This is a genomic window from Candidatus Sarmatiella mevalonica, assembly GCF_016751895.1.
Taxonomy (GTDB): Bacteria; Pseudomonadota; Alphaproteobacteria; order Rickettsiales; family Rickettsiaceae; genus Sarmatiella; species Sarmatiella mevalonica.
Genome location: NZ_JACVVM010000025.1, coordinates 1 through 16,614, shown reverse-complemented (window position 1 = coordinate 16,614; position 16,614 = coordinate 1). Strand labels below are relative to the sequence as shown.

At 36.4% G+C, this 16,614-nt stretch carries 17 protein-coding genes and 1 pseudogene; 4 read left to right on the top strand and 14 right to left on the bottom strand.

From position 1 onward, the window contains the following. Window positions 1–134: 134 nt before the first annotated feature. The 13 genes from Sarmat_RS03165 to abc-f form a co-directional block, all read right to left on the bottom strand. The gene (locus tag Sarmat_RS03165; protein WP_202149390.1) at window positions 135–368 is read right to left on the bottom strand and encodes a hypothetical protein; all 234 of its coding nucleotides are present in this window, start codon (window positions 366–368) and stop codon (window positions 135–137) included. 100 nt (window positions 369–468) lie between these two features. Next, the gene (locus tag Sarmat_RS03160) at window positions 469–1,173 is read right to left on the bottom strand and encodes a 4-hydroxy-tetrahydrodipicolinate reductase (RefSeq protein WP_202149389.1); all 705 of its coding nucleotides are present in this window, start codon (window positions 1,171–1,173) and stop codon (window positions 469–471) included. A 50-nt stretch (window positions 1,174–1,223) separates the two neighbouring features. Next, on the bottom strand, window positions 1,224–1,454 hold the full coding sequence (locus Sarmat_RS03155) for a hypothetical protein (RefSeq protein WP_202149388.1): 231 nt from the start codon (window positions 1,452–1,454) through the stop codon (window positions 1,224–1,226). A gap of 199 nt (window positions 1,455–1,653) precedes the next feature. After that, window positions 1,654–2,535: an ATP synthase F1 subunit gamma gene (atpG, locus tag Sarmat_RS03150; protein WP_202149387.1), complete on the bottom strand. Its 882-nt coding sequence runs from the start codon at window positions 2,533–2,535 to the stop codon at window positions 1,654–1,656. Window positions 2,536–2,660: 125 nt separating this feature from the next. Next, window positions 2,661–4,220, bottom strand: a complete 1,560-nt coding sequence (gene atpA, locus Sarmat_RS03145; RefSeq protein ID WP_202149386.1) for a F0F1 ATP synthase subunit alpha — start codon at window positions 4,218–4,220, stop codon at window positions 2,661–2,663. 384 nt (window positions 4,221–4,604) lie between these two features. Further along, entirely contained in the window at window positions 4,605–6,122 is a 1,518-nt protein-coding gene (locus tag Sarmat_RS03140; protein WP_202149385.1) for a sensor histidine kinase, read from the bottom strand. 15 nt (window positions 6,123–6,137) lie between these two features. Beyond that, on the bottom strand, window positions 6,138–7,082 hold the full coding sequence (locus Sarmat_RS03135) for a DNA polymerase III subunit delta (protein WP_202149384.1): 945 nt from the start codon (window positions 7,080–7,082) through the stop codon (window positions 6,138–6,140). Beyond that, window positions 7,075–8,112: a hypothetical protein gene (locus tag Sarmat_RS03130; RefSeq protein WP_202149383.1), complete on the bottom strand. Its 1,038-nt coding sequence runs from the start codon at window positions 8,110–8,112 to the stop codon at window positions 7,075–7,077. Before Sarmat_RS03130 ends, Sarmat_RS03135 begins: the two co-directional genes overlap by 8 nt. Continuing rightward, a complete protein-coding gene (locus Sarmat_RS03125) occupies window positions 8,100–9,335 on the bottom strand; it encodes an AAA family ATPase (protein ID WP_202149382.1) in 1,236 nt (411 codons plus the stop codon). The genes Sarmat_RS03130 and Sarmat_RS03125 overlap by 13 nt, the downstream gene beginning before the upstream one ends. Before the next feature lie 40 nt (window positions 9,336–9,375). Continuing rightward, window positions 9,376–10,347: a hemolysin family protein gene (locus Sarmat_RS03120; protein ID WP_202149381.1), complete on the bottom strand. Its 972-nt coding sequence runs from the start codon at window positions 10,345–10,347 to the stop codon at window positions 9,376–9,378. A 31-nt stretch (window positions 10,348–10,378) separates the two neighbouring features. Continuing rightward, window positions 10,379–11,110, bottom strand: coding sequence for an rRNA maturation RNase YbeY (gene ybeY, locus Sarmat_RS03115; protein ID WP_202149380.1), 732 nt, complete (start codon window positions 11,108–11,110; stop codon window positions 10,379–10,381). A gap of 8 nt (window positions 11,111–11,118) precedes the next feature. Next, a complete protein-coding gene (locus Sarmat_RS03110; RefSeq protein WP_202149379.1) occupies window positions 11,119–12,024 on the bottom strand; it encodes a S49 family peptidase in 906 nt (301 codons plus the stop codon). Window positions 12,025–12,079: 55 nt separating this feature from the next. Continuing rightward, on the bottom strand, window positions 12,080–13,921 hold the full coding sequence (gene abc-f, locus Sarmat_RS03105; RefSeq protein ID WP_410520495.1) for a ribosomal protection-like ABC-F family protein: 1,842 nt from the start codon (window positions 13,919–13,921) through the stop codon (window positions 12,080–12,082). A 360-nt stretch (window positions 13,922–14,281) separates the two neighbouring features. On the opposite strand from abc-f, the gene Sarmat_RS07535 reads away from it, so the two are divergent. Together Sarmat_RS07535 and Sarmat_RS03100 are read left to right on the top strand one after the other, a co-directional pair. Beyond that, the gene (locus Sarmat_RS07535) at window positions 14,282–14,449 is read left to right on the top strand and encodes a transposase-like zinc-binding domain-containing protein (RefSeq protein ID WP_458692951.1); all 168 of its coding nucleotides are present in this window, start codon (window positions 14,282–14,284) and stop codon (window positions 14,447–14,449) included. A gap of 448 nt (window positions 14,450–14,897) precedes the next feature. After that, window positions 14,898–15,197: a hypothetical protein gene (locus Sarmat_RS03100; protein WP_202149377.1), complete on the top strand. Its 300-nt coding sequence runs from the start codon at window positions 14,898–14,900 to the stop codon at window positions 15,195–15,197. Between the two features lie 81 nt (window positions 15,198–15,278). On the opposite strand, the gene Sarmat_RS07215 is transcribed toward Sarmat_RS03100, so the two are convergent. Then, the gene (locus Sarmat_RS07215; RefSeq protein ID WP_202149391.1) at window positions 15,279–15,515 is read right to left on the bottom strand and encodes a transposase family protein; all 237 of its coding nucleotides are present in this window, start codon (window positions 15,513–15,515) and stop codon (window positions 15,279–15,281) included. 131 nt (window positions 15,516–15,646) lie between these two features. Between Sarmat_RS07215 and Sarmat_RS07065 the strand changes: the two genes are divergently transcribed. Then, on the top strand, window positions 15,647–15,778 hold the full coding sequence (locus Sarmat_RS07065) for a hypothetical protein (protein ID WP_279611744.1): 132 nt from the start codon (window positions 15,647–15,649) through the stop codon (window positions 15,776–15,778). Window positions 15,779–15,907: 129 nt separating this feature from the next. Further along, window positions 15,908–16,075: pseudogene (locus tag Sarmat_RS03090) on the top strand (IS481 family transposase); the annotation flags it as partial. Between the last annotated feature and the right edge of the window lie 539 nt (window positions 16,076–16,614).

Sequence of the window (16,614 nt, the reverse complement as noted above, 5' to 3'; positions counted from 1 at the left end):
AAAATATACCATCCCATAAACGTCTGGCATCCCTAGGGGGCGGCCTGCCTTGTTTCCCCCTTCTTTTGTAAATTATCTTTTCGACTACGGCCCATTCTTCATCTGTTAAATCACTCGTATAGCTCGTTGACATCTCATATCCTCCCTTTGATGCCAATCATAACGATGTCCCTCCAATACTTCAACCTTTTGCGTGACTGGTTCTTAATCGCATCATTGTATTGCCCTTGCTTCAATGCTTGCAGGCGCAACTCTTTCATCTTAATTGGTAATTCCGCAAGCATCTTCTGACGATCTTTTTCTTTTTGTGCTCCAAATTCTTCTTGATTTGGTTTGTACTGTGCAGTAGAAGGATTAATATTCTGCATAATACACACCTAATAGTTAATTCCGTATCGAAGATTGGGATCTTGTACAACAAATACTAAGTCAAGTATCGCACATCTCGCTTCTAACAAAAGGTAGCATTTATAGGCTAGTAACAAAATCTGACATACTATACACACCGCCAACCCTACCTACAAGCCACCGCATAACCCTCAGGGCGTTCTTGCTAAATACCTCTCTGTTGAACGCCTCATGCTTAATGGTAATAACCTCGTCACCGGAGGCGAAAATCACTTCGTGCTTACCTACAACATCACCACACCTAATAGAACAGATATCATTATCAATATCTATCCCTTCAATTAATCGCGCTAACATCAAAGCCGTACCTGATGGACTATCCTTCTTTAATTTATGATGAACATCAATAATCTTCACATCACACTCAGATAGAGCGGTGCGAATCTGGGGTATAATATCTTTCATCACATTAATTCCAATACTAAAATTGCTGCTATAAAACATTGGAGCCTGCAATGCTAAGCCAGTTAATTTACACATCATTTCATCAAAAGCATCAGGGGCAAAACCAGTAGTACCTATTACACAAGGTTTTGTGCCTTGCTCTTGCATTACTTCCAACAAAGCACATGTCAGGGATGGATGAGAAAAGTCTATCACCCCATCGCATCTAGCATATTCCGCGCTGAGCGACGATGCATTACTCTTATTAATAGCGCATGAAACAATGAAATCTGAAAAAGCTGAACTATTTAACAATCGCATCACGCCCTGGCCTACTCTACCAGATCCACATAATAACAACTTCTTCGCATCTCGTTTCATAGCACCCTTTTTTGTTCGTTATTTTATACTCGTAAATTTAATTAATTTGATTATTTTTTTTTATATTTTTTTATAAAATCTCTAATAATTCTCCAATCTTTATCAAGAAAAAGACCTAACCTACTATCGCTACATTCTTGGTTATCACAAGTTTTCAAAAGAGCATTAATCTTGCATAAAATATTAGTAGCCTTAGATTGATCTATCTGATTCTTTTCTAAACCTTGGGTAATGTATTCTACTAATTGATTCGCAAATCGTTGTAATTTTTGATACTTCATAGCTGATAAAACAGAATAATATAAAACATACAAATGAACACATAAAAAAATAGAGCCACTACACGTAAGATTCGTGCAGCAGCTCTATCATGTTATAACAATTTACCAACTCAACGCTAATCAAAGAGCCTATTGCCGGCTACTAAGCCATATCTAAATTTTCAAAGATTTGTTGCGCAACTCACGCTTATGCGCTTCTTTACACACTTTCCGCGCCAGCAACAATTTCACTCAATTCCTGCGTAATACCAGCCTGCCTTGCTCTATTTAGCGCCAACACTAAGCTATTAATCAAATCATCCGCATTGCTAGTAGCATTATCCATAGAAACCATCCTAATCGCCTCTTCACTACACCTACTATGCGCCGCGGCATAATTAATAACCGCATTAATATAAACGCCCATTAGCGCCAACAACAAACCATCACCCTCAGTTTCTATATTTTTATCCTGACTCGCTATCTTTGCTCCATTCACCATTAAATGGTTGGTAGTAAAAGGATGAATAATACAAGACTTCTGGTGTTGAGTAAGTACATCTGCAAATTCATTAAAATATAAATAGCAAGTGCTAATTTTATCCTGAACAATCAGATCTAATAAATGCTGCCCTACACTCTCTACAACACTATTCATTGAGCCAGAATCGCAGTAATAGTTCTGAATAATGATACCCTCATACTCATTCTTTAATGCTTCATATCCCTTCTTACCAATCACCATGAGCCGCGCATTAGAACCACTAGCGCGCATCATGCTAATGTCGTATTTTATCTTCTTTACTAAATTAGAATTGAAGCTACCGCACAACCCTCTTTCTGAAGAAAAGAGTATTAATAATGGATCTGAGTCATGATGTGTATGAGTAAAAAAGCTACGCCCCAAAGCATCAGACGTGCATCCACTATTAAATGCGCTTTGCATTGCGCTCGCTGCCGCGTTGTAACACCCAGACGCCACCGCTACAGTCTCTTTTAATTTTTTAAGCTTAGATGCCGATACAAGATGCATGGCTTTGGTAATCTTTTGAGTTGCAGTTATGCTTTTTACTCTATTACGCAACTGTTTAAAATTTGCCATATCACGCCCCCTTCTTTCTATCTAACTTCACTTACCTACCCTCTTTATTTCCCCACTCCACTTCTATCGATAACACAGAATTACAACTATCTTCCCTAAACACACGCTAGTTCAATACATCCACACTAAGACGTTACCATATCACTCGCCTCTTTCTTTTTGAAGGCCAAAAATTCAGCCTTAAATTCTACAATAATATTTTTACAACTAGCTTCAATTTCTTTAGTTAAAGCCTTTTCCACCCGAATACTATCAAGCAAATCAGTATGCTTGAGTTTGCAGATTTTAACTAATTTCTCTTCAAATTCCTGCACCAAACCTTCGTCTAAGTCATCCAAATGTCCGCGCACTCCAGCAAAAATCATAATAATTTGCTCTTCTAGTGGCATAGGACTGTATTGCTTTTGCTTAAGCAGCGCGACCAATCTCTTGCCTCTATGAATCAGCTGCTGAGTAGCTTTATCTAAATCAGAACCGAACTGAGCAAAGGCGGCCATTTCCCTAAATTGCGCCAATTCAAGTTTGATGCTGCCAGCAAGCTTTTTCATGATTGAAGTTTGCGCAGCAGACCCAACGCGACTCACAGAAATACCAACATTAATGGCTGGCCTAATGCCTTTATAAAACAACTCGCCTTCTAAAAAGATCTGTCCATCAGTAATAGAAATCACATTGGTTGGAATATATGCAGACACATCGCCAGCTTGAGTTTCAACAATCGGCAGAGCTGTCAAAGACCCACCCTTCCTCTCATCAGACATCTTTGCTGCTCTTTCAAGCAACCTAGAGTGCAAATAAAAAATATCACCAGGGTATGCTTCGCGCCCAGGGGGACGGCGTAATAATAAAGAGATTTGGCGATACGCGATAGCGTGCTTTGTTAGATCATCATACACCACTAGAGCATGCATCCCACGATCTCTAAAATATTCGCCAATGGTACAGCCAGTGTATGGCGCTAGATACTGCAAGGATGCGAGGTCTGAAGCTGTAGCAGCCACCACTACAGTATAATCCATACAATTTTCGTCACGCAATCTTTGCACAACTTGCGCCACAGTAGAGCGTTTTTGACCAATTGCTACATATATACAAAATACCTGCTCTTTGTCAGTATTATATTTTTGATTAATTATTGTGTCGATAGCGATGGTGGTTTTGCCAGTTTGTCTATCCCCGATAATTAACTCCCTCTGCCCTCGCCCAATTGGAATTAATGCATCAATGGCCTTAATGCCAGTTTGTAAAGGCTCATGCACACTTTTGCGATCTACAATGCCGGGTGCTTCTTGTTCGATTTCTTGGTATTCATCAGAATTAATTAAACCTTTGTCGTCAATCGGATTGCCCATCGCATCCACTACTCTACCAAGCAATCCTTTGCCAACGGGTATTTTCATCAGTTCTTTCGTTCTGCTAACCCTATCCCCTTGTTTAATGCTAGATTCCTCCCCGAGCACAACAACGCCAACGATATTATCCTGCTCTAGGTTAAGTGCCAAACCTTTTGCACCGGAAGCAAACAGCACCACCTCTCCAAACATTACCTTTTCCATGCCATATACTTTGGCAACGCCGTCCGACATAGAAACCACCTCTCCCACTTCCGAAATATTAGGGATTTGATCTACATCAGAGAGTTCTTTTTTAAGAACTTCGTATATTTCACTAGCATTAAACTTCATAAGTGTACGTTTCTCATTTTTTGAATTTATTCAATACATCACTAATGTTAATGCAAGAAGTGCACAAACTCAATAGACTTCCCTTACAAACTCGCTCATGAGGAGCAAATGCAAGAAAAATATGAAGCACGACACTTCGAGTATACATAAAGTTCAGTGAGGATTTGAGCATAAGCAATGCAGGTTACGCCATAGAAGAGTTTGTAAGGAGGATCTAATATAATAGACCTCTTACATCACCTATTCTGAATGGTAATTTTGTTGTCAAAACTCCTAGGCACTCCTCACGTACTAGAGTATGCTACGGTGCTCAACATCATTTTTCCTAAAAATTCCTCTTTCATTTTTAGGTTATGCAAGAGGTCTAATGAATGATTCCTTGTTCTAAGAGGCATGAGTATAACTCATCCATACTGCCGTTTCAAAACTAATAGTTATTTTAGTACCCTTACCCTTTTTACTTTCTATAGCAAAATGACCATTCATCATTTCCACTAATTTCTTGCTGAGCGGCAAACCAAGACCAGTACCATCATATTTCCTATTCAGCTGATTATTAATTTGTAGAAATGGCGAGAGGGCTTTTGGAATATCTTTTTCAGACATACCAATACCACTATCTGTAATCGATAGCACCACAGACTTCGTAACTCTTTTTAATTCGATTACAATACTTCCTTTTTCCGGCGTGAATTTAATGGCATTACTTAAAATATTTAATATTACTTGTTTTAAGCGCTTAGGATCGCCTTGAATAATAGCATGTTCCTTTTCTAAATTCATGATTATCGATAGTTTGCATTCTTGAATCTTTGGCTCCAAAAACCGAATACTGGAAGTAATAACTTTATTGATATCCACTTCTATCAACTCCACCGATAACTTATCTGAAGAAGCTTTCGTAAAATCCAAAATATCATTAATCATTGCCAGTAAGTGTTTGCCAGCGCTATGAATATTCTCTAAATACTCCCTATACTGCTCAACATTACCGGTAGTATTTTTAATTTTACTAAGCGTAATCTCCGAAAACCCAATAATAGTATTCAACGGCGTGCGTAATTCATGGCTAAGGTTCGCAAAAAAACTACTTTGCGCCATAGAGTGCAGCTCCATTTCGTCACGGGAAGTTTTGAGTTGTCTCGCGTCTTTTAACTGTAGGTTAATAATTCTGTAGGTATAAAAAATATTATAGTAATAAATCGCGCATAGAAAGAGCACAACAAATCCAAAGCAGAACAATAGTCGAGTTTCTATTTCATTCACCGCCAGCCATTCATCGTATGTATTATTAGTAACTCTTAATACACCTTGGATACGAAAATCTTTATCAATAATTGGAATAAAGGATTGAATTAATAATAACTCTTCTGATTTAGCTAAGTGCAATCGAAAATCCTTCTGCAAAATAACAAATTGATTTGAACCACTAAGTGCCCTCTGTAGGGGGTCATTCACAAAAGTCTCATTTAGAAAGTAGTTATTAATCTTGCTCTGCATCGATGCCAACCAATGCTTTTGTGGGTAATGACTAAGGTATTCATGATATTTATCACAAGCAAGAACCGCGCGTCCTTTAGAATCAAATAAAGTAATTTGAGCATTCAATCTTTCAAAGTATTTAAAAGAGTCATGCGCAAACTTAAGAAACTGAATATGTTTATTATTCTCTTTATCTCTCAAACCTTCTGTTGGCGCTTCTTTATTGAGAATATTCTTGAAAATAGAATTTATATCAAAGCTATTAAGTACCTGTTGTTGATATTGCAGCGCAATTTTTTGATTAACAGTTATGAGTTGTTTTAATATAATTTGTTGTACTATAAAATATCTATAAAAAATTACACAACCAACGATCGTTGTGATAAAAAGAAAAAAAAGCAAAAAATGCTTTCCGCGCATAATAGAACCACACTCTTATTTATAGATAATAGATGCTAAATTAAAAGATTTTGCCTGTCGTTTCAAGTGTCTTTCAGCAAGACGCAAATCACTCAAAGCTCTCACTGCAACTCTCACGCTCATAGTATTAGCTATACTCACTACCTTGCTGCGTAAATACGTAGGCACGGGAGGCGTAAAATCTAAAGCTACGCCATATTTTCTCATCTGCAAGATACTCAAATAGAAATTTATAAGAGCTCTGAGTATCAAAAAATCACCTATACCTTTCGCTTTAAGCATATCAATTTGATTGAAAAAATCTGGATATTGTTTTAAAGCAAATGCCAAACACATTTCGTAACCTTGCGCATGCACAGCTTTTTCTATCACCTGCCCAATATCCTCTATTTGCAAGGCATAATCAGACGCTTGAGATTGCTGATATAAACTCAACTTATCTAGTTCGTTTAAGATTTGCTGATGCTCCTTATAACAAAGCCTCTGCGTCAAATATTCTAATTGCTCTGTGCTAAACCCAAACTGATATTTGCTAAAAATAATCCTCTTAATGTCTTCTACGCTATCTTTATAGCACGCAACAATAGCAAACTCATTGCCACATTTTTCGAACAGCAATTGGTTTTTTTTATCATATAATCCATCCCAAAACACCACCATATGCTCACTATGCACATCGTGCAGCGCCTTTAAATATTGCTTTAAATCTTGAGAGTCTCTAATCTGAATAAGCTTACGTTCTCCACTAATATCGCTATTATTCAGAAGTTGAATTAAACATAAGGATGAAAATTCTTTATAGCTATATACTTGAGTAGAAAGATTCAATTGCAAAGCCAGATGTTTACAGAGTAAGGTCATATAACTAAAATCATTACCATATAGCAACAAACATCTTACTCCTCCACTGTTAATTGCACATAATAACTTATTAAAATGCCTAACATCGTATCTAATCATTTCGCCTTTTTATTTTAGTAATCTCTAATATCACATACTCATTTTCTGCAATATTTGGGCACATTGCGTATGAATCTTTTCCACTAAAACTCTTTAAATACTTTGCGGGACATATAATAGTACGCTTCTCTGGAACAAATTCGTTAGGTAGCGCATAGTTAAGAATGCCGGGTAGATTAGCATCGCCCAGATGAATGATCATATCTTTTTTTTCAAATAATAGTTGATCATTCTGCAGTATTTTACATGATATATCGCAGGATAATTTATCGGAGCAAAATACATATAATTTCGACGAAGGATTTTCGTTGAAAATTTTTATCTCATCAGTCTTAAAAATATAGCGTGGTAGAAGATTCGTCATTTCAATTACTACTCGACAACGCTTGCTCTGCACATCGATTGGCAATAAAGACTGAATATAATCTGTCTTTAAATAACTTTGAATAACTTGTCCTTCGTGCATCATAGCTAAAACCGAATCAAACACTGGTTTTGCTATACTATTGCCAATAAAAAACTGCTTTGCATCAGAAACAATCGGCTCTTCATACTCGTCATATATTTTATATTCTATATGCGCCAATTTCCCACAGCACGCTTTAGGTTTATTTGAATCTTTAAGTACTAAAATATTAAATAAATCGTTAGAAAACTCGGAAGCACGTACGGAATAACTTTGAGGTATCTGTTCAGCACCTACTAAATTGTATAAAAATACCTTACCCCTCTCCGTTTTCAACATACTATTGATAGTCTTAGCCATTACGGTACTAGCAAAGTCAGAAGCTAATTGATCCATATTTGGAGTCTGCACCTCATTCTCGACTGCTCGCATCTGATCGTAAAAAAAATTCTTTTTAATTTGATCCTGTACTAATTCATCTGAAGACTTTTTTGATAATTTCTCTGATTCGTCTGATGCAACGCTCGGGTTTAATAAAGAAACGTTAAAAATATCAGAAATATCAGGTTTAAAGTGGTAGTATAGGAGAAAGCCGAAGCAAATCAGAATAATTATTCTAAACATAAATCAATAACATTCGCATATTGTTCTAATAATTCTATGCCACGCATATCAATACCGGTTATCCAAAACTGCGCCCGTTGTTGATGCAGGAAATGCAGTATCGCATCAGCCATATTTTGATCTAAATGAGCAAAGAATTCATCTAATAAGATTATAGGAGTATATCCAAAAGATTCGATATATAAATGAACATGAGAAAAAAAAAGTGTAATAATAGCCGCTTTTTGTTCTCCATTAGATGCAATCTCAGCTTTACGCCAGTCCGCGTTTTTAAAAAAAAATAAATCAAAATTAGCTAAATGCACTCCACTACTTGTGCGTTTTATTACGCTATCTCTTTTTCTGTTCTTTTGCAGAAGCTGCATATAACTCTCCTCGGAGTCGCAAATTTGATCTATGCAAACCTTAGCTGACAGAAATGATGGTGGCGCATAAGAACTCTGCAAATTTAATTTTTCTAAATATTGCGTACGATTATCGCTGATAGTCTTAGCGCAACGCGTTATTTGCGATTCTAGATGATCTAAAGCCGAGCTGCTCAGATCATTATTCACCAACATCTCTATCCTGCGCTTTATCAACTGATTGTATTGGCTAGTAACTTTAGCGTGAGTAGGAAAAAGAGAGTACGTGAGTTTATCAAAAAAACTTCTTCTTTCCTGTTTAGAGCCGGCTATAACTTGATGCATGTTATGAGTAAACCAAAATACATCAGTAAACTTATGCAAGTCTTGAGTGGGAACTCTTTGATTATTAAACAAAACGCTGCGACTAAAATTAGTATTCCTACTAAATTCAAGGTCTATCCTGGCATCGCCAATTTTAGTACGCTGAGTGCTTACAACAGAGCAATAGCTGTTACTAGACTCCTTGCCACACTCCACTCCTGATGGTGATGTGTGCGTCGCTACCGATTCGAAACCCTCGCGTATTTTAGTATCATGAGCGTTCTGTATTTCGTATGCTTCTTGCATTTGTTCGTCATGAGCGTGTTTCGCAGGAGTGATACTATCGTTAGTATTAACTAACTGATCAAACTTCGCGCCCTTCAACCCCCTGCCAAATGCAAACAACGAGATGGCCTCTAGGATATTTGTTTTACCAACCCCATTCGCTCCAATAATAACAACTGGGTCGCAGCCAGCCTCAATAGTGTAATGCTTAAAATTTCGATAGTTTTGCAAATCCAGTTTAAGCACTGCGAGCTTTGAATTATCGTTCACCCAGTTCACTCCTCATTACGCAATGAAATTATACATTACATCATATTTCAGCATTCATGGTAACCTGTTCAACAATAGAAAATAACTTTGTAAGTTTAATTTCTTGGATAGCTCTATCTGTAGCCTTAGTAATTTCAAGTTCTAAACCATGCTCTGATAGTAGTATCTTAGACCCAACGGCAGGCACTTGGGCAGCCCTAGCTAAAGCTAAACCACCTAAAGTATCAAAATCATCTTCATCACTCTTGAGCTTTAAACTCAACACCTCTTCTATCTCTTCTATCTCCACTCTAGCATTTATAATAAAAGTATTTGAATTAATAATTTTTATTCCAGCATGATGATTAACGTGCATATCGTGCTCATCGTTAATGCTACCAAGCAGCTGCTCGATAATATTTTCCATCGTTACTATTCCTTCGGTGCCGCCATACTCATCTACCACGATTGCTATATGAGTACATTTATACTGCATGTCACGCAATAAATCTAATAATTTCATCGAAGTAGATGCCGCCACGGGTTGACGTATGCATTTTCTAATATCAAACGCCTTATCTTTGGATAATGGATTAGTTAGATGCGCAAAAACATCTTTAATATGAATAAAACCTAAAATTTCATCTAGATTATCAGCGTATACTAAAATTCTCGTATGATGAAACTGATTGATAGTGGATATTAAATCTCCAATATTCAAATCAGCATGTACAGCCACAATATCAGACCGCGGAATCATTGCATCTTCTACGGTTTTGCTATGAAATTGCAAAAAATTATCTAGAATCATCACTTCTTCGTGATCTAAATCATGCGCTTTAGCCTCTAAGCCAGTAATAGCGCGTTGTAGGTCAGCAGACGCTTGGGGTTGCGCTAAACCAAATAATTTTCTAATATAATTTACCAAATTGACTATCGGCGCGACTGAAAAACTCTTCTTGGCTTGCTTGGGGTTGGGTGTTTTGGTTAATTTACTCTTTAACTTCTCGGGGTCTGAGGTAGATTTATTCATATAATTTTTTGAGAATAATAATTTTTGTCTTTCAAATGAAGTTTTCTGAATATGGAGATCGAATGTTAAACTTTTTTAGAACTAATTCTTCGTGAGACTCCATAACTAGAGCATCTTGATTCGTTGTATGGTCAAATCCAACTAAATGTAATAAAGAATGAATAAGCAAATGGATAAAATAGCTTTGCATATCAAACAAACAATCTTGAGCTTCTTGCAGTAAAACTTCATAACCAAAAGCTATATCTCCTAAATAGATATAATCATCAAATTTAGGCGTTTCAATAGACATCTCGCCAAACTCTACTCCTGATGGTGATGCGCGCGTCGCTCCAGTGCGCGAGTCCTCACGTACCTCAGTGCGCTCAAAGTTCTGCGCTCCATACGCTACTTGCCTTTGCTCGTCATGAGCGAGTTTGGAAAGAGGGTTAATGTATTTTTTATGTAACTGTTCCCGCGCGCCAGCTATATACTCATCATCCAAGCTCTTTTGTAACTTAGGAGATAACCAATGCCAACTATAACTCTTGTCTGGAAAAGAAAGAACATTCGTTGGTTTATCTTTGCCGCGAAAATTCTTATTCAACTCATGCATTTCTTGCGCATTAGTCAACAAAAGAGATACTTCTATTTTTTTGATATCTGTGGCCAAAGGGAAAATACTAAAAGTACTTCTTATTACTTCAACAACAAGAGATTTGTTAATTTGTTTATATCCAGACCATCTCTTATCCTTTTTATTAATTTTAACTGCGCAGAGCATTAGAGGGTTTAATGAAAATAATATTTGTCGTTCTCGCTTTTTTGTAAAACATGTGTAATAGCATGATCTACGCAATATTCTAGCATATTTTGGGCTGATAATCCTATTTTACTCTTAATCCATGATTTTTTAGCTCCAACATACTCTATTTTAATATCTTGCCCAAAATTACGTTGAATAAAGCTATAAACATCATCGATGCCATCAATTAATCCCATATCTTTAGCGCATTCTCCCGACCAAAACTCACCATTAAAGAGCGTATCATCATCTTGCGTTAACTTTCCCACCCTTCTAGTTTTAACATAATCTACAAAATGTCTATGAATCTGCGTTTGTATTCTAGTGATAATTTTCACGTCAGATTGCTGCATTGGTTTGAATGGATCTAACACTGATTTATTTTTGCCTTGTGTTAGCACCCTCCTCTCTACTCCAATTTTTTGTATAGCTTCAACAAAACCAAATCCAGCAGAAATCACTCCTATACTTCCAATAATAGAGCTTCTAGAGGCATAAATCTCTTGACCAACGCAAGCTAGCCAGTAACCACCAGACGCTGCCACATCCTCTACAAAGGTATAAACCGGCACTTTCTTTTGGCGAGAAAGTTGCATAATTCTTTGAGCTATCAAGTCGGACTGTACGGGCGAGCCTCCGGGGGAGTTGACTATAATAGCCACGGCTTGTAATTTCTTGATGTCAAAAGCTTTTTCTATTAACGTATTAACAGACTCGATATTCAAACCTGATTTAATAGGACTCACTTTGCCAATCACGCCATCTAATCGCATAATTGCAACAACGGGTTTATCTCTACGTAATCGCGAAAAGATGCATGAACAGATCTGATTTAATTTGTCTGATTGGGTCTTGCCTTCATTCTCTACAATAGTATTGTTATTTTGCGTCATAATATTTACTCATTTAAATTCATTTTTTTGTATCCTTCGGTTCTCCGTGCGTTAGCTAGCTACTACGCTGCTCTAGGTCTATCCATGTTTGAAACAAACGCTCTACTTCTTGTTGACTTTGGTTTAAATCTTTAATCTTGATCTGCATCACCATTGGTTGTGCGTTATACTTGCCGTCTGTAAAAATTTCTTTCTCTAGCTCTAATATCTCCGCCTCTAATAATTTAATTTTATCAGGAATAGATTCTAAAAGAAATTTCTCATTATAAGATAATTTTTTACTCTTTTGTCCAGCAGGTTTTTGATTTTGTTGGCTATCGTATTCGATATTCTTGTTATTTTTATTATCTTCTATTTTTAATTCCGTGTTTTGTGCGGAATATAATTTTTGATACTCATCATATCCTCCGAAAATATCAATAATTTTTCCGCTATCAGGCTGCAATACCCACGTTCTAGTAACTAATCTATTAACAAAATCTCTATCATGACTCACTAAAATCAACGTACCATCATATTCACTTAAAATCTCCAACAACACCTCTAAACTATCCATATCTAAATCATTAGTAGGTTCATCTAGAATCAACAAATTACCAGGCGCAATGAGAGTTTTAGCTAAAGCAAGACGCGCCGCTTCTCCGCCAGAGAGAGTAGCCACTTTATTAGAACGCATGGCAGGGTCAAACATAAACTGCTTTAAATATGCTGCAACATGCAAATATCTACCTTTCACAAATACCTGGTCTGAACCAGTTTCGCACAAGGTTTCCTGAATTGATAACTCTGGCTTGAGCAGTACTCTGTTTTGATCTATGTACGAAATTACAGTATTAACTCCCAATTCCACCCTACCTTTTGATGGCGTAATTTTGCCTATCAACGCCTTCAACAAAGTGGATTTTCCAGAGCCATTAGCGCCTATAATACCTATTTTCTCACCCTTTACTATTCTGCAGTTAAAAGATTCTATAATATTTTTTTTATGATATTTTAACGATAAATTAATGACTTCTATAACAAACTTTGTTCTTGTTGTCTTTTCCGTAGCCAAATCTGCAATTTTATTCTTCCTTTCCTGCAACTTCTGTGCCTGTTGTTGAAAATGTTGTCGCAATATTTGCAAGCCCTTCAGGCGCCGCTGATTGCGTTTTCTTCTAGCGGTAACCCCAGCACTAAGCCAGTCCTTTTCTTCTTGTAGTTTTTTATTGAGTTTATTTAATATTCTCTCTTCCTCCGCTATTAATCTGTCATACCAATCATCAAAATAACGAAAACCTTGATCAGTTTTTTTAATCACCCCCCTATCCAGCAACCAAATCTTATTGGTCACGTTAGTTAAAAAAGCCCTATCATGACTAATGCATATCACACTTCCAGGATAAGATTTGATAAATTCTTCTAACCAGCCAATAGTGGCAATATCCAAATGGTTCGTTGGTTCATCTAGTAGCAAAATATCTGGTTTTTGTATCAATACCTTTGCCAAATAAGCCCTGCGAATCTGGCCGCCAGAACATTCCGATAGCATCCAATGACCATCTATTTGTAATTTATCTAAGATGATATCTATCTCGTGCTTTTCTATAGCAGCATCATCGCGCTTTTTTTTGCATTGAGCGATAAAGTTATAAATGCTAACTGGTTCAATAAAATCTATATCTTGCCGCAAACGTTCAGAGCTAATACCAACATTATAAAATATCTCGCCTTCTTCTAGCTCAAGATTGCCGTCAATCACTTTCATTAAAGTAGATTTGCCGCAACCATTTCTACCTATTAAACATATGCGATCTTTTTTATAAAGATGAATATTCACATCCTCTAAAATTGTTTTTTGATACAGACGCAAAAAACCATTCTTAATATAAAAAATTGGTTTAAGCGTAGGGGTTATAATCTAAAGTTTAATATTAGACCTCTTTCCTAACTCTATTCCTGATAGCAACTGCGATGGCGCTCCAATGCGTGAGTCCTCACGCACTTTATGTACGCTTAAGACTTCTGTGCTTCGTATGCTCCTCGCATTTGCTCCTAATTGAGTGAGTTTGGAAAGAGGTCTGTTAATTCAAGCATATAGAAATTTTGATAAAAAGGCAAAATCTATGCGATGGATTGAAGGAGGTGGGGAGCGAGTTTTACGAGAAGTTTGTTAGACTTCTCCGGAAACTAAACTTTAGTTAAAAATCAGACATTCCCAAATAAATATAAACAAAGAGAAGGTATTGATATATGATTGTAGAGAAGGAGTTTTTTTATGATCAAATGTAAACATTGCGACAGTGGAAAATATGTTAAAAACGGCTTTGTAAACAAGAAGCAAAGATACGAATGCAAGGAATGCAGGAAGACATTCAGGGAAGGAGATTTAAGAGAGGTGTGCACAGATGAAAAAAGGCTGAGAGTAATTAAATGGTATAAATAAAAGATATATCTACTGAAAGTATAGTTTATATTGACGAGAGCGGTAGCGATATGACGATATGCAAGGATCTAGGATGGGGAAAGAAAGGCGAGAAACTAGTTAGTAAAAAGAGTGGCAAACATTACGAAAGAACGAATATTATAGCAGGATAAATCAATAGCACCTATGGTATTTAATGGTCCATGCAATACACTATTATTTGAAAGCTGGGTGGAGAATGTTTTAATTATATGAGGCTATTTCTTATTTCTTTAAAATACCTAATTCAACCTAAATTACTATACTTCAATCCCCTATATTCAAGTCGCTTCTACTACCTCTCACTACATAAATTGTAGGGTACTTGTAGGTCTAATATTCAACTCAAATTACTATCCCCCTTGCATACAACTTATATATTATATATAATGAATGTCGTTCAATTGTAAATTACAACTAGTAAGATTTTATGAATAAAACTTTATATGGTATAAAAGAATTAGAGCCCTTACATATTCAAAGCTCTAGTAAGCTTAAACAAGCTTTAGCATTGTTTGTATTAGATTTAGCATGGTCTGGCTATGCCTTTTTAATTCATGAAAAAGATATACCTATCATGATCTATACTATTTTATTTCAATTTATTATATCATTTGTCATTTGCGAACGTTTTTTTACCGGTTTGGGCTTTGAGTTTTTTCTACATAACAAAAGAAGCGCAAAGAAAGACAACAACCGCGATGTTAAAGTTATAGAGGTGCGTAATTAAAATTAGAGCTGTTGCGTAAGTAAGAGAGTAAGTTATGAACTTAAAAAACACAGAGTATGTTAGGTATAGAGCTGATGTGTTTTATGCCGCTAATGCTTTATTATAAAATCCATTTTTGAAATTAATAGCCTTGTATTTATTGCGGTAACGATTCGATAAAATGCGAAACTTTTTAAGTTGAGTGATAATATTTTCAACTTTTATACGTCTTTTAGCAATTATCTTATTATATATTTTTTGCCAGTAACTCAAGAGCTTTTTCTTTCGTTTTTTTATCGGTGTTTTGGCGTTCTTGCAAAGTTTCTTTAACCCCGATATCCGGAATTAGCATAAATATTGGTATCTATCGGAAGACGATCTTTCTGTTGATGAATTTTAAAACCATGAACCTTGCCGCGGTGGTGTTCGATCCCAGAGAATAATGGTGTATATTATGAAGAGAATAATTTATGGAGAAAAATCTTATGGGACAAATATTACACGCGAATGCCAGAACAACGGAGGCAATCCGTAGAGAGATCCGTGATAGTAAAGAGAGCATAGAGAAAGCGGCTAAAAGATTTAATAGACCTCTTTCCTAACTCTACTTCTGATGGCAACTGCTTCGTCGCTCCGATGCTCGAGTCCTCACGTACCTCATGTACGCTGCGGCTCTGTGCTTCGTATACTCCTCGCATTTGCTCATCATGAGCGAGTTTCGAAAGAGGTCTAATGTTAACCCAAAAACAATCATCAAGTGGAGAAAAAGAGAAGATACGAAAGACCTTCCGATGGGTCCTAAAAAGATAAAATCCACAGTACTTTCTGAGGCTGAAGAAGAGGCGATTGTGGATTTTAGACAGATTACACAATTGCCTCTTGATGATGTTTTGCATAGTACCGTACATTTTTTTGAGCTCGCTACTTAAGAGTGCAAAAAAGAGGGTGTCGGGCGGTCTTAAGTTGTGAGATAATGTCTCGATAAAACACTTCACGGTTGTACGAAAGCAGGATTTTAACCTATCAAAGCCTAAGGTAAAAAGGGACCAAATAGGAACTTTTACCTCCTCTTTTTTCTTCATTTGTATCTTTTGATAGCCGGCTTCTATTAATCCTTGTTTAATAATAATTGCAGCCGAAATTGCGGCTAAGGTGATCAATTTTTTATACCTTTCGGAGCAAGTTATACGGCTTTTTTCAATAGACCTCTTGCGTAAGTATATAGAATTGGAAATTACTTACAGGGAGGGATTGATATTTTTTATAAAGCGTGTATAGAACTTGATTTTTAACCAACAAGAGACTACACACAATGATAAGATACAGTAAAATTGCTAAACATCCAAGAGTTTTTTTAAGATTATTTGGCATGGAGCTAGAAAAGTTTGAAATAATAATAAAGAAGCTAGAAAAAATCTGGGATAAAAGAGTCGTAGGC